This is a genomic window from Pedobacter sp. (assembly GCF_035566355.1).
GTDB lineage: Bacteria > Bacteroidota > Bacteroidia > Sphingobacteriales > Sphingobacteriaceae > Pedobacter.
Map to the genome: position 1 here is coordinate 1 of NZ_DATMRL010000340.1, position 14,361 is coordinate 14,361.

Annotated in this window: 15 protein-coding genes; 8 read left to right on the forward strand and 7 right to left on the reverse strand. The window is 39.8% G+C overall.

Annotated elements, in window-relative coordinates; genetic code table 11:
- Together VNZ46_RS13085 and VNZ46_RS13090 are read left to right on the forward strand one after the other, a co-directional pair.
- Positions 1 to 258 (forward strand): alpha/beta hydrolase family protein (locus tag VNZ46_RS13085; RefSeq protein WP_414693495.1); only part of this gene is annotated, 258 nt, incomplete at its 5' end.
- Positions 259 to 330: 72 nt separating this feature from the next.
- Positions 331 to 1,263: a hypothetical protein gene (locus VNZ46_RS13090; RefSeq protein WP_325560549.1), complete on the forward strand. Its 933-nt coding sequence runs from the start codon at positions 331 to 333 to the stop codon at positions 1,261 to 1,263.
- Between the two features lies 1 nt (position 1,264).
- On the opposite strand, the gene VNZ46_RS13095 is transcribed toward VNZ46_RS13090, so the two are convergent.
- The 7 genes from VNZ46_RS13095 to VNZ46_RS13125 form a co-directional block, all read right to left on the reverse strand.
- Positions 1,265 to 2,521, reverse strand: coding sequence for an MFS transporter (locus VNZ46_RS13095; protein WP_325560550.1), 1,257 nt, complete (start codon positions 2,519 to 2,521; stop codon positions 1,265 to 1,267).
- Between the two features lie 41 nt (positions 2,522 to 2,562).
- Complete coding sequence (gene ispG, locus VNZ46_RS13100) at positions 2,563 to 4,542, reverse strand: (E)-4-hydroxy-3-methylbut-2-enyl-diphosphate synthase (RefSeq protein WP_325560551.1); 1,980 nt, start codon at positions 4,540 to 4,542, stop codon at positions 2,563 to 2,565.
- Positions 4,543 to 4,571: 29 nt separating this feature from the next.
- Positions 4,572 to 5,171, reverse strand: a complete 600-nt coding sequence (locus VNZ46_RS13105; RefSeq protein ID WP_325560552.1) for an RDD family protein — start codon at positions 5,169 to 5,171, stop codon at positions 4,572 to 4,574.
- Positions 5,171 to 6,124 (reverse strand): LiaF transmembrane domain-containing protein, encoded by a 954-nt coding sequence (locus VNZ46_RS13110; protein WP_325560553.1) that lies wholly within the window; start codon positions 6,122 to 6,124, stop codon positions 5,171 to 5,173. The genes VNZ46_RS13105 and VNZ46_RS13110 overlap by 1 nt, the downstream gene beginning before the upstream one ends.
- Positions 6,125 to 6,162: 38 nt before the next feature.
- The gene (locus tag VNZ46_RS13115) at positions 6,163 to 6,825 is read right to left on the reverse strand and encodes a PspC domain-containing protein (protein WP_325560554.1); all 663 of its coding nucleotides are present in this window, start codon (positions 6,823 to 6,825) and stop codon (positions 6,163 to 6,165) included.
- A gap of 14 nt (positions 6,826 to 6,839) precedes the next feature.
- Positions 6,840 to 7,535: an SDR family oxidoreductase gene (locus tag VNZ46_RS13120; RefSeq protein ID WP_325560555.1), complete on the reverse strand. Its 696-nt coding sequence runs from the start codon at positions 7,533 to 7,535 to the stop codon at positions 6,840 to 6,842.
- Positions 7,536 to 7,602: 67 nt separating this feature from the next.
- On the reverse strand, positions 7,603 to 8,205 hold the full coding sequence (locus VNZ46_RS13125) for a GNAT family N-acetyltransferase (protein WP_325560556.1): 603 nt from the start codon (positions 8,203 to 8,205) through the stop codon (positions 7,603 to 7,605).
- 267 nt (positions 8,206 to 8,472) lie between these two features.
- Here VNZ46_RS13125 and VNZ46_RS13130 point away from each other — a divergent pair, with 267 nt between their 5' ends.
- From VNZ46_RS13130 to VNZ46_RS13155, 6 genes are all read left to right on the forward strand, one after another.
- On the forward strand, positions 8,473 to 9,207 hold the full coding sequence (locus tag VNZ46_RS13130) for an MlaE family ABC transporter permease (protein ID WP_133780052.1): 735 nt from the start codon (positions 8,473 to 8,475) through the stop codon (positions 9,205 to 9,207).
- On the forward strand, positions 9,204 to 9,956 hold the full coding sequence (locus VNZ46_RS13135) for an ABC transporter ATP-binding protein (RefSeq protein WP_199082947.1): 753 nt from the start codon (positions 9,204 to 9,206) through the stop codon (positions 9,954 to 9,956). The genes VNZ46_RS13130 and VNZ46_RS13135 overlap by 4 nt, the downstream gene beginning before the upstream one ends.
- Positions 9,957 to 9,979: 23 nt before the next feature.
- Entirely contained in the window at positions 9,980 to 10,861 is an 882-nt protein-coding gene (locus VNZ46_RS13140) for a class I SAM-dependent methyltransferase (protein ID WP_108553148.1), read from the forward strand.
- Between the two features lie 191 nt (positions 10,862 to 11,052).
- Complete coding sequence (locus tag VNZ46_RS13145; protein ID WP_133780051.1) at positions 11,053 to 12,102, forward strand: hypothetical protein; 1,050 nt, start codon at positions 11,053 to 11,055, stop codon at positions 12,100 to 12,102.
- A 142-nt stretch (positions 12,103 to 12,244) separates the two neighbouring features.
- On the forward strand, positions 12,245 to 12,829 hold the full coding sequence (locus VNZ46_RS13150; protein ID WP_325560557.1) for a HupE/UreJ family protein: 585 nt from the start codon (positions 12,245 to 12,247) through the stop codon (positions 12,827 to 12,829).
- Between the two features lie 80 nt (positions 12,830 to 12,909).
- A partial coding sequence (locus VNZ46_RS13155) for a YncE family protein (protein WP_325560558.1) occupies positions 12,910 to 14,361 on the forward strand: 1,452 nt, incomplete at its 3' end.

The window sequence follows — 14,361 nt, forward strand, 5'->3', positions numbered from 1 at the left end:
AAGGCTCATAAAGCGGCTTATAATGTGATTGATGCGGCGAAAAGAGTAAAAATCCCCTGGTTGATTCTTCACGGCGACGAAGATATTAATGTTCCTTTCAGTGTGGCACAGCATCTTGCACAAGCACAACCTAATGCAAAATTGCAAAAGATAGAAGGTGCAAACCACGTTTATGGCGCTTCACATCCCTATAAGGAAAAAACAAAACCTCTGCATCTGAAGGAGCTTTGTAAAAAAACACTGGATTTCTTAAAATAGATCAGTCCTCATTCTAAATATCATACATTTACTGCTTATTTTTGAGTTAAAATGCGGCATTTTTTCTATTTTTTGATATTTAATTTAGGCATTGCAGGACATGGTTTTGCACAGCAAAATAAAGATGACCTGGTTAAAAAGAATGTAAACGACAGCATTCTTCAAAACCGCAACCTTAGCGTACCTGCACGCTTTGATGCGCAAAAGGCATTATTGCAGCTTTTCCCAGGCAAATATTACAATCTCTCCAAAAAATCGGGTTATCACAATGAGCTGATCAACTGGGAATGCAAAGGCTGCAAGACTAAAACCTATGAAGACGTTAATGAAGACGCGGCGCCTGCCTTTCCTTTCGCCATGGGTGTGGCTACCCGTCTGCTCAATGTTATGGATTATAAAGATTCTCTGGGCAACGCTTATAAGGTCATCAGTTTTAATCACTCAGAGTTTGATGAGGATGGTGCAATGACATCCCGTTTTACAGGTGGTCTTTTGGGACTCGCCAAATTTGTTCAAACTGGAAATGGGTGGAAGTTAAAGGCATTTCAACCAGCAATTGCTGCTTATGGTGCTTTTTCAAAATGTCCTGACCCCAAGCCGCTGCTAATTGGCCAAAATCAGTATGCTTTTATGATCAAACACAGCAATGGCGGTGGTGGTGGCCCTTTCAACGGCGCATATTTTTTAATCGCAGGCACCAATGGTGCCTACCAGCAGGTCATGGCTGCTTACGGAATAGAAAAAACAGAAGTAAGTGAAGAAGAAGAATTGTGTTCCTGGACCAGTGAATACAGTGTTCCGCCCAGTGAAAAAAGATATTTCAGGGACATTATTATCCATATTAAAGGACAATACACTTTTTCGGACAAAGAAAGTTTACCCGGAGAAGTGGCCACTCGTATCAAAGGCAAAAAGAAAGGTAACTTTACTATGGAACAACGCTTTGTTTACAAAGCAGGCAAAGGCTACGAATTACAGCGGCCCATTAAAACTACGGTCAATTAACTCAGGTTTGCTCCCCTAATTTCGGAGAGGATATCACTGCGAGTTTTCTTTCTCTTTCTTTTTTTAGAAAACGGTATAAAACTACACCAATGATCAGAGTGATGATTCCTTGTATCAATACCGTATCCGGGGTTCCGATCCACTGTGAAATAGCCCCCACCAACAAACCTCCTAAAGGCTGCATTCCAAAAAAAGCCATCGCATAAAAACTGATTACCCTGCCCCTCATTGCCGGATCTACCGTGGTTTGAATGAGTGTATTACTAATGGTAATTTGCGACATCATCCCAAATCCAACTACTGCCGAAAAGAGGAGTGCCAACGGATAATTCGTCGCATGGGAAAATAAAACAAGCCCAACACCAAAGATCACCGTGTTTCTGGCCAGGATTTTCCTCAGATTTCTTCCCGGTTTAAGAGAAGCCAGATAGATCGCACCGCAAAATGCACCAAGACCAATGACACTGTCAATAATACCAAAAGTGGAAGCGGTTCCTTTAAAAATATCTTTTGCATAGACTGGGATTAAAGTAGAATACGGCAAAACCAAAAGGCTGATCAAGGCGAGCATGAGGAGTACCAAAGCAATAGAAGGCGTTTGTTTAATATACACAAAACCTTCCTTCAGATCACCAAATACGTTTTTATTATGTGGTTTTGGAATGTATTTGGGCAACTTCATCATGAACAATGATCCGATTACCGCAATAAAACTCACTGCATTCAGACCAAAACAAATGTCATCACCAAATTTTTCCAGTGCCAACCCTGCTATTCCCGGACCAATCAATCTGGAAAGGTTCACCATGGAAGAATTCAATGCCAGAGCATTCGGTAAATCTGCTTTATCATCTACCATTTCATAGACCAGCGATTGTCTGGCAGGCACATCAAAAGCGTTGATCAACCCGAGTAAAGCGCTTAAAGCAATAATTTCCCATACCGAATAATGTCTGAAAAAAATCAGCAATGTGAGCAGGACTGCCTGGATCATAGAGGCAACCTGCGTAACCAGCAAAACCTTGTAGCGGTTATACCGGTCTGAAACCACGCCACCCAAAAAGGAGAAAATAAAGGAAGGGAAAAGACTTGCAAAAAGCGTAAGCCCAAGCATAAATTTAGAATGGGTTTCTGAATAAATTACCCAGCTGACAGCTGTTTTCTGCATCCAGGTACCAATCAGGGAAATAGATTGGCCACTAAAATACAAGCGGTAATTCCTACTTTTAAAAGCGCTAAATGTACTAATATCCATCATACTGCTTCCAATTCTTCAAAACCCAAAGGAGAGGATACATCTTAGTCTCCTAATTCCTTTTCTATCCAGTTGCCATCCTCTTTAATCAGTTCAATCAGGTCGTCTAGTGCATAATTTGCATGTACATTCTTTTTGACAACTTCTTTACCCCGGTACAATGTAATTTTATCTGGCCCGGTTCCAACATAACCATAGTCAGCATCCGCCATCTCGCCCGGACCATTTACGATACAACCCATAATTCCAATTTTGATGCCCTTCAAATGGTCTGTTCTGGACCGAATCAACTGGGTGGTTTCCTGCAAATCAAATAATGTTCTTCCGCAACTTGGGCAGGAGATATATTCTGTTTTAGAGATGCGGGTACGTGTGGCCTGCAAAATTCCAAAACTGGTGGCATTGAGCAGGGAAAGATCTACAGTCCGGGCTTCTATCCAGACTCCGTCACCAAATCCATCAGTTAGTAACGCACCAAGATCGGTAGCTGCATATAACATCAAATCATCTGCAGTGATCTCTTTGTAAACGCGTTTAATAATCACTGGCAATGTGATTCCAGCGTTCAACAAAGCCATAAAGAACAAGCGTTGTTCAGCCATTCCATTAATTGCAGAGGTTTCCAGCACCAGAATACTAGATACCGGATCCAAAGCTTTTAACTGCACTACGTTAAAGTCTGAGGCATCTACACAAACCAGGTTTAAAGTGGAGTCTTTAAGATTATTAGTTGTATAATCTTTTATGGGAAAGATCGGATGACAATTGGTTTTATCCTTTAGTCCAAGCCAGGTTTGATAATTATATACTTGCTTTAAATTGCCCGGGAAAGAAAAGGAAGGCAAGGCATCTCCCAGATAAACAAGATCACAGGCCTGATCGGCCATATTGTATTTATCCAGTCCTGCACTGTACTTATAACCCGCAACCTGCAGAAAAAATGGATCTTTTAAATTTTGTGCAGAAACATCCAGCATTACCACCGGATGAAAATGGCCGCCTATATGCTGAACCGGAGTGGTATGCCTCCTGTTGTATTCGAAAGGGTTATAAGGAAGTGTTTTCACTTCAATCCTCTGATTTCCCTCTTCACTGCCGGAAAGCAACAAAGCACGTTTTTCGTACCTTAAAGCCAAGGCTTTGGCCACTGGTGCTTCAAATTCAGGATCCTCTGTTAAAGAGACCCGGATGGTATCGCCCAAGCCGTCTTCCAGCAATGTTCCAATCCCAACCGCAGATTTGATCCTCCCATCCTCGCCATCACCAGCCTCCGTTACCCCAAGGTGCAGTGGATAGTTCATCCCTTCTTTAACCATAGTTTCCACCAATAGACGATAAGCCTGCACCATAACCTGGGTATTACTGGCCTTCATAGAAATCACCAGATTGAAATAGTTAAGATCTTCACACATACGGATAAACTCCATAGCTGACTCAACCATTCCTCTCGGTGTATCGCCGTAATGACTCATGATCCGGTCTGACAGTGAGCCATGGTTGGTACCAATCCGCATGGCCGTTCCATATTCCTTACATATCTTAACCAATGGTGTGAATTTCTTATAAATACGCTCCAGCTCGGCCTGGTAGGCTTGTTGTGTATATTCTATATTTTCGAAGCGTTTTTTATCCGCATAATTACCTGGGTTCACCCTCACCTTTTCTACAATACGAGCTGCTGCTTCCGCGGCATTTGGTGTAAAGTGAATATCAGCAACCAAAGGTACTGTATAGCCACGCATCCGGAGTTCTTTTTTGATATTGGCCAGGTTTTCGGCCTCTTTCATACTTGGAGCTGTTATACGAACATATTCACAACCTGAATGCACCATCCTAATGGTTTGCTCTACGGTACCAAGGGTATCCATTGTATCGGTTGTTGTCATGGATTGGATCCTTATGGGATTCAGTCCGCCCATTGGGATGTCTCCTATCTGAACTTCCCGGGTTAAAAACCTGGAATGCTGAGTTAAACTGTTGCAATAACCGCCCTTTAATTCCTTTTGAATAGATACTTCTTCCATGACTTGTATTTCTGGTACAAAGATAAAGATTATATTAATCGATCTTTAATAACTAAGGTATTTGCCGCGATATCATGCCAGCATTGTGCTTTTCTATTAAGAAAACTATACAGATAACCAAAGAACAGAGGAATGACGGATAATATCTTGGAGAAGTTTCTGATAAAAGAAACACCTAAAGAGACCCTGTTCCCCATTTGATCGGTCACCCTGATGTTCAGTAAGCGCTTCCCAAGGGTTGCCTGCTTTGACGAAGCCTCAGCAATACTGCCGTAAAAAAATTTTGCCAGAGGAATTACCGGTAAAAAAGAGAAGAACAGAGTTATTCTTTCCGTCTGACCTGTAACGAATATAAAACAGAGCAGGATCAGAAAAATATAAACCAAAATGATAAAGAAGAAGTCTATAACTGAGGCCAGCAAACGCTGGTCAAATGACGCAAAATATTGTGGCGCGGTTTGTTGAAAAGTAAAACCAAGAAGCTCACGCAGTTCAGGGAACTCGTGAGCTTCTTTATAATCATCCATTCCTGGCTTTTTAACAAAAGTACCCGGAACTATATTTAACGCGGCAAGCTGGTCTAGTTCATATGGACCTTTCGGCTTCCCATTGATGACAACTATATACATTAATACCTCTTGACTTCGAAACTACTTAAACCTCCATCCAGGGCAATAAATATCTTCTTTGCTGCACTGGCATAATTTGAGGTTTCATAGGTACTTGCATTTATTTTAATGAAGCCAGGAAAATCTTTAGAAGACAATCCAGTTTTTGCTGTAATGCGGCAACCTGAACTTGTTGGTACATTAATGTTCACGTCTGCAACACCCGTTTTAACCACCACATCTGTAATAGGCAGCAAATCACCTACTTTTACTTTTAGAGCTGCAGCTCCGCCGTCAAATCTAAAACTCCTTATTTTATAATCAGCAAGATCAAAGTTGACCTCACCCGCCCCCATGCTCACAGTCATTTCCCATTCCGGTTGCTTGTTCAATTTAAAATCAACATCATTTCCGCCGTCATTGATAGACCATTTGCCTTTTTTATCCTGCGACTTAAAAGTAAGTACCTGTGTACTGTCGTTGGTTTCCTTTTTAAGAGAGAAGTTACCTCTCTTGTCTTTAACAGATGCCTGTATTAAGCTATCTGTACTACCGTTCAGATTAAACGTAGTTCCACCTCCTGATATATTCAGGATTACTTTCTTACTGTTCGCTGCGGTATAAGGTTCACTGAAATTCTGGCCCTGTTCATCAGAGGTACTGTCCTGATCATCATCATCATCGAGGTTCAGATCTGTCTTCAGGTTATCTCCTAACCAATTGTTTTTTGGAGGCTGCTGTCCTTTATAAAACAGGAATCCAAGCATAACCACCAATACTCCAATGGAAATGGCCCCGCCAAGTTGTGATTTTTGCCTGTTGAAAAGGATATTCACTCCTGCAATAATCAGGAACACAGGCCAAAATCCCCATACATTCCTCCAGTAAAAATTAATTACGTTAAAATTCTCGAGTAGGAGCACTCCGCCAATAAAAAGCAGTATAATACCCCACATTATTCTATCTAGCTTCATCTTCTTCTGTTTATGTATTTAATATAAGAGACGAATGCCTAAACGGTTGGATCCGGCTCGTCTTTTTGCTCAAATTGCACATTTGGTTTAGATTGTTCTGCAGGAGGAGGCGTCTGTGCCTGACGGCTCTTCCAATCTTCCCAGGCATTTTTCCTTTTCGATTTGGCGATAAAGCTAATCCCAATGGCAACAAATACCAAGGGCCAAAGTTTGCCCAGCCTAAACCAATAAGGTATAATATCAAACTCATTCATCAAAAAGTAGATTCCTATAACGAGTAGAAACAAACCACCTACAGTACGACCGGTATCACTGCTTTTATTGGCTATTTTATAATCGGATTGTTGACTGGCTTTAAACTTCCCTTCTTCAAAAGTTGATGAGCTCCAGTTTGGTGCATTGCCGGTTGTACTTGCTGATGGTGGCTCTTGCTCTGTTACATTTGTTTTGGTAAATGGCGAGCTTTGCTGATCAGCAAAAAAATCATTAAATCTTGAAAAACGAGCTGCAGGATTATTATTTGCAGGCACAACAATCCACATGACCAGGTACACGAGCACCCCAGTACCGACTAAAAAGATAGTCGACAACACAAACAGTAATCTGATGATGGTAACATCAACCTCCATATATTCTGCTATTCCGGACGAAACTCCCGCAATAATCTTGTCGTGCTCGTTTCTAAATAATCTCTTATCCATAACAATATCCTCCTTTACATTTTTATTTCTTTGGGCGTTAAAATTACTTCATCAACATTCACACCAGTACTTAAATTTAAAATGGTATGTAAAGTATCTGCAATATCTTCAGGCTGTACAAATGCTTCTTTTGGTAGACTTGTTCCTTCCCAGGAAGCAGTTAATGTAGAGCCTGGTAAAAAGGCGGTTACTTTAACGTTGTATTGAGCTAACTCCTGCCGTAATACATTATTAAGACTGAGCATTGCCGATTTAGTTACACAATAACTCCCTGCATTTTCAACTACTTGTTTACTGGCTATAGAACAGATGTTAAAAATATGCCCAGATTGTCTTCTGATCATTATTTTACCGAAGAATTTAGAAAAATAATAGGCTGAATTAAGATTTAAAAACAACTGCTTTTCAAAAACCTCATCTTCTTCATCTATTAAAAACGCCGGTAAAAATGTACCAACATTGTTTACCAGCACATCGATATCTCCCAGTTCAGTGACCGTAAACTCACAGAATTTTTTAATTTCTTCCTTATTGCTGCAATCTGTTGCCATTCCAACAGCTCTGGCTCCGAGCAGCTCAAGCTCTTTCACAAAGAAAGAAAGTTCCTCCTTGTTTCTTGAGCAGACAGAGACGTTATAGCCACTCTCTGCCAGCTTGAGGGCAATAGCACGGCCAATTCCTTTTGTAGCTCCGGTTACAATTGCATTCATTGTTTAAACATCTTTTTTATTAAAACGCAATATTACACAAAAGAGGAATAGGTTATGTTATGAAAAGTCAGGCAATTTGCTGTTTTACAGAAACCGCTTTCCATAAAAAATTAAGCGGATAACCAACATCAATTTTTTTATAAACCTGAAATCCAAACTTTTTATAAAAGTCTACATTCCGGTCAACAGAAGTCCGAAGATAGATCGCTCTTCCTTTTTGCTGGCTATAGTCAAGCAAATCCCTTAACAAAGCTGTACCCGCTCCTGAAAATTGGTTTTCCGGCTTTACACCCAATAACCACAGGTACATGGGAGGTTGTTCTGGAGTGTGTGGTAAAATGGAATCCAATAACTTTTGGCGGGTCAAAACCTTATTTACATTAGAGACCCCAATTCCTCCCAACACCAGTTTCAACTCCCAAAAGCGGGTCTTTATCGTGTTCTTTTTCTGATCAGGAAACAAAACCAAAGCACAAGCCTTTTTATCTTCAGAAAGAAAAATACCGCCGTATGCATTACAAATATTATAGGCGTAATTCATTAATGCATAGATATTTTCCCAATTATTTCCACGGGACTTGACCACATCCCTGACACTTAAGTTTTCTTCAAAGGCATAAGTTAAAAGATCAAGAATAAGATCTTTGTCTTTGGGACCTGCTTTAATCATGATATGTAATATAGAGTCATTAATCAGTTATTTGATTAGTCAATCAATACCAAAAACATGCCAAATACAAATTTCAGCGCGATCATTTTAAATTTGATCCCTATAAAGCCAGAATGATAATGACATTTTTATGGTCACAAACCAAGCCACAGATCCCGTTTTTCTATAGTACCAAACAGAGTTTTTGATAAATAATAGAAACCCACAACATTTTTTATTGTTTCTTTGTATTAATATTGTATTTACAATCCGCTTAATCTTCTATAAATGAATTTCACAAACTTTGGCAAGTATATCCTCCTGTTAAAGGCCGTATTTAGAAAACCTGAGAAGACAAAGATCTATATGAAAGCTGTTTTTCAGCAGATGGACTTTATCGGAGTTGGTTCTCTGGGTCTGATCAGTATCATTGCAACCTTTATCGGAGCTGTAATGACACTTCAGATTGCTTTCCAGCTGGTGAGCGATTTTATTCCAAAAACGGTGATTGGTTCTGTAACCCGGGATTCCAGTATTCTGGAATTAAGCCCAACGATCAGTGCCATTGTTCTGGCAGGCAAAATCGGATCGGCGATTTCTTCAGAAATCGGGACAATGAGGGTTACTGAACAGATTGATGCACTGGAAATTATGGGAATAAATTCCCCTGGATACCTCATCTTACCCAAGATCCTTGCGGGTATCACTATGGTACCTTTACTCGTGATCTTTGCCATGGTATTGAGCATTACCGGTGGTTATATTGGTGGAACATTATCCGGGGCGGTATCTCCTGCTGAGTATATTCAGGGAATCACTACAGACTTTAATCCTTATACCATTACCGTTTCTCTAGTTAAGGCATTCGTATTTGGTTTCATTATTACCTCGGTACCTGCTTATGAAGGTTTTTATGTTAAAGGTGGTGCACTTGAGGTAGCACAGGCAAGTACAAGAGCTGTTGTAGTAAGCTGTATAGCGATACTGGCCTGTGATTATATTGTAACTCAACTTTTATTATGATCGAAATCAAAGACATCCACAAATCTTTCGGCGAGAACCATGTATTAAAAGGTATTTCGGGAAAATTCGAAGCTGGGGTAACTAATCTGATCATAGGTGGCTCAGGTTCTGGTAAAACAACACTTCTGAAATGCATGATCGGATTACACCATCCGGAAACGGGTTCTGTGGAGTATGATGGCAGAGAATTTACCCAAATGAGTTTTGAAGAGCGTATAGAAATCAGGAAAGAGATTGGAATGCTTTTCCAGGGCTCTGCGCTTTTTGATTCTATGACGGTAGAGGAGAATATTATGTTTCCTCTAAATATGTTTACCGAACAACCGAGAAGTGAGAAACTGGACCGTGTTAATTTTTGTCTGGACAGGGTAAACCTGGAAGGGAAAAACAAACTTTTCCCCGCAGAGCTTTCCGGAGGAATGAAAAAGCGTGTAGGGATTGCGAGAGCGATCGCCATGAACCCAAAATATTTGTTCTGCGACGAACCCAATTCAGGATTGGATCCAAAAACGTCTATCGTAATTGATGAGCTGATCAAGGAGTTGACCGAAGAATACAATACAACAACGATTGTAGTTACGCACGATATGAACTCCGTAATGGGAATTGGAGACTATATAATGTTCCTTCATGAAGGTAAAAAATTCTGGGAAGGCTCTAACAAAGAAATTGCCCACACGGATATCCAGGAACTCAATGATTTCGTTTTTGCCAGTCGGTTTATGAAAGCGGCGAAAGAGAAATTTTAAGATAATTATTGACAAATACATTTATGATAAGCTTATTAACCCCCACACACTGGAAAGATTATGAGTTGATTGATTGTGGTGACTTTGAAAAGCTGGAACGCTTTGGTAACCTGATCTTGTGCAGACCCGAGCCCCAGGCTGTATGGAAAAAAACGCTTTCAGAGCAAGCCTGGAAGAAACAGACACACATTAGGTTTAAAGGTCGTACAGCTACTACTGGTGAGTGGATAAAGAGTGCACAACAACTGCCTGAACGATGGAATGTGGAATATAAGAATGATGATGTAACGATCAACCTCCGCTTAGGACTAACTTCCTTTAAGCATGTGGGGGTATTTCCAGAGCAGGCTGTGAACTGGGACTATATTTCCTCTTGTGTTAAAAAATTCAAAACACCTGTACCCAAAGTCCTAAATCTATTTGCTTATACCGGAGCTGCCTCTTTGATTGCTAAAGCCGCCGGAGCAGACACAACTCACGTAGACTCCATTAAACAAGTTGTTAACTGGGCAAATGAAAATCAGGAACTTTCTAAATTGAGCGATGTGCGCTGGGTGGTAGAAGATGCGCTTAAATTTGTAAAAAGGGAATTAAAGCGGGGCAAAAAATATAACGGGATTATTCTTGATCCGCCAGCTTTTGGTCATGGGCCAAACGGAGAGAAGTGGAAACTGGAAGATCATATCCAGGAAATGATGCAGGATGTAGTGCAGCTCCTGGATGAAAAAGAACATTTCCTAATCCTGAATACCTATTCTCTTGGTTTCTCTTCTGTTATTGTGGAAAACCTGATCAAAACTTCCTTTCCTCAGGTTAGAAATCTGGAAACTGGTGAATTGTATTTACAGGCTACCTCGGGTATTAAACTGCCTTTAGGTGTATTCGGTAAATTCAACAGTTTTTAAATTTGATTACATATTCATAAATAAGGTGCCCAAACTGAACTACGGGCACCTTATTCCTAACACATTTATATACACAGATTAAATAACCAGATTGGATATACTTTGTTTTACTTTTCTGAACACGGATGACCTCAGCAAACACACTGCGTAATTGAATTAGGAGAAGTCAGATGATTGTGTATTTTTGTAGCATGAAACTACCTTACCTAGCGGGAACATTCTTAATTGGAATACTAACGATTGGATTATTTGCCAATTGCAATTCAGATGCTAAAAAAGCAAACGGACAAACTAAAACAGCCTCTGCTGCCGGAGAGGACACCACAAAAATTCAGAAAGAAATAGAACGGAAGCCTATTGATACGGCTAAATATAACGCTATACTGAAAGAATTGGCTAATGGAGATACGACCGGCAAATGGCCGGTAAAAAAACAGCCTTATCCTCTGGCCGGAGCAATATTACCTTTTAAAAGGATTGTGGTTTATTATGGCAACCTGCATTCTAAAAAAATGGGTGCTCTTGGAGAATATGCACCTAAAGAAATGTGGAGAAGACTTGACCAAGAGGTAAAACACTGGGAAAAAGCCGATCCAACTACTCCTGTACAACCGGGCCTTCATTATATTGCTGCCGTAGCAAGCGGTACTCCGGGTAAAGACGGAAAGTACATTAACCGTATGGCAAATAAACAAATTGATTCTGTTTTAAGTATTGCCAGGATGCGTCCAAATACGATTGTATTTTTAGATCTCCAGGTAGCGCTAAGTAACATCAGAGCAGAATTGCCACATATTGAAAAGTACCTCGAACTTCCCTTTGTACATTTGGGTATAGATCCGGAATTTTCGATGAAAGACGGATCTCTTCCAGGCAAAAAAATAGGCACTTATGATGCGGCAGATATCAATTATGTTTCTCAATACCTTGCCGATATTGTTAAAAAGCACAATCTTCCTCCAAAAGTATTTACTGTTCACCGTTTTACTAAAAAAATGGTAACAAATTACCAAAACATAAAATTACGTCCTGAAGTTCAGATTGTGATGCACATGGACGGATGGGGAGAACCTGAACTGAAAAAAGGAACTTACCGTCACTTTATCTTTTCTGAACCGGTACAGTTTACCGGCTTCAAATTGTTCTACAAGAATGATTTGAAAAAAGCTCCAAACAAGATGATGACTCCAGAAGAATTGTTAAAATTAAAACCAAAGCCGATTTATATTCAATACCAATAAATCATTTAAGATATAAAAAAACGTGCCTTTTATTGAGGCACGTTTTTTTTTGCCAAAGGCACTTATTATCTCCGTCTAAAAAGCAACTTGTAATTAAACATTTTCTTGTTTAATTTAATTTTAATTACGAATTTGGTAATTCATGCAAGATTTTTCTCTTTACTTTCAGCTGGGCTGGCAGCATATTCTTGACTGGCGCGGATACGATCATATCCTATTTGTGATGGTTCTGTGTGGTACCTATAGCATTTCTGAATGGAAAAAAGTATTGATCCTTGTGACCGCTTTTACGGTTGGCCATAGCATTACATTAGCATTAAGTGTGCTTAACTATATACACATTAATACTCCCCTGGTCGAATTTTTAATCCCGCTTACTATACTGATCACGTCAGCCTCCAATATCCTGAACAAAAAGCCTAAGAAGAATGGAGTTCAGTTTAAATACATTCTTACTTTGTTCTTTGGATTAATCCATGGTATGGGATTTTCCAATTACCTGAAAACGATTCTAGGAAAAAGTTCAAGTATTATAGCCGAATTATTTGCCTTCAATATAGGTCTTGAGTTTGGTCAGGTCATCATCGTTGCGGGAACATTAATCGTTTCCTTTATACTGATCTGGATCATCAAAATAAAGAAATGGGACTGGACATTCTTTCTGTCTTCGGCCGTATTTGGAATCTCTTTTGTAATGGCAGCAGAACGCCTTCATGCCCTTCTATAATAACTTTTTGTTAAGTTTTAATTCAGATATCCGTTAAGCTCGGCATTTATCTATCTTTATAGTTCGTAAATCATTTTCCAATGAATTTAAAGTCCGGATTATTCATCTGTCTTGCTATTTATGCATTATTAAACAATGCCTGGGCGCAAGTTCCAACCAACAACCCTTCTGCAGATAAAATACTGTTGCCTAATGGCTGGTCATTGACTCCGGCAGGAAGATCTCTTAAATTAGGCGATCTCCCCTTAAATATTCAACTGTCCCACTCCAAGCAACTCCTTGCAGTAACCAACAATGGACAAGGGAAACAAAGCCTTCAACTTATCGATCCTGCAACAGAACAGCTACTGGATGAGATAAGTATTGGTAAATCATGGTATGGCCTGAAGTTTAGCGGCAATGATAAAAGATTGTATGTATCGGGAGGAAACGACAATATCATTCTGGCTTACCCTCTAAAAAACAACAAATTTGAAAAGCCAGATACCCTTTCCCTGGGAAAAGCATGGCCTAAGAATAAAATCAGTCCTACAGGTATTGAGGTGGACGATTCAAGACATCTTTTATATACGGTAACCAAAGAAGATAATTCTCTTTATATCATAGATCTTTTGACCAGGAAAGTTCAAAAAAAGATTGAGTTGGGCCACGAAGCATACGGTTGCATTTTGTCTGCTGATAGATCAGAGTTATATATCTCATTATGGGGTGGTGACAAGGTTGCTGTTTATGACACCAAAACCGGAACATTGAGCGGAGAAATACCGACAGAAAGCCATCCAAACGAATTACTGCTCAGCAAAAATGGAAAATATCTGTTTGTAGCTAATGCAAACTCAAACTCCGTTACCGTCATAGATCTTCGGATAAGAAAGTCTGTTGAATCCATTTCAGCCTCTTTGTATCCAACAAAATTAACCGGTTCAACAACAAATGGTTTGGCTTTATCTCCAAATGGTAAAACATTATATATTGCCAATGCAGACAATAACTGTCTTGCGGTTTTTGATGTGAGCAGGCCAGGAAAGAGCACAAGCAAAGGATTCATCCCTACGGGATGGTATCCAACCAGTTTAAAAACTGTTGAAAACAAGATCTTGGTTTCTAATGGAAAGGGATTCTCTTCTATGGCGAATCCTAATGGTCCACAACCCATTAAAAAGGACGACAGTGATTATCAGAAAGGTTCTACAGAAAAAAAAGATGTCCAATATATTGGGGGGCTTTTTAAGGGAACATTATCCTTTGTAGACTTTCCGGATGAAGCAAAACTAAAAGCATATTCTGCACAGGTCTATACCAATTCTCCCTTTACCTTGCAAAAAGAATTGAAAGCTCCAGGGAACGATGACCTGATCATTCCGACTAAAGGGGGACAAAAATCACCCATTAAACACCTATTCTATATCATTAAAGAAAATCGCACGTACGACCAGGTCCTTGGAGACATGAAAGAGGGCAACGGGGACTCTACATTGTGTATTTTTCCTGAGAAAAACACACCAAATCATCATGCTCTCGCCCGTGAATTT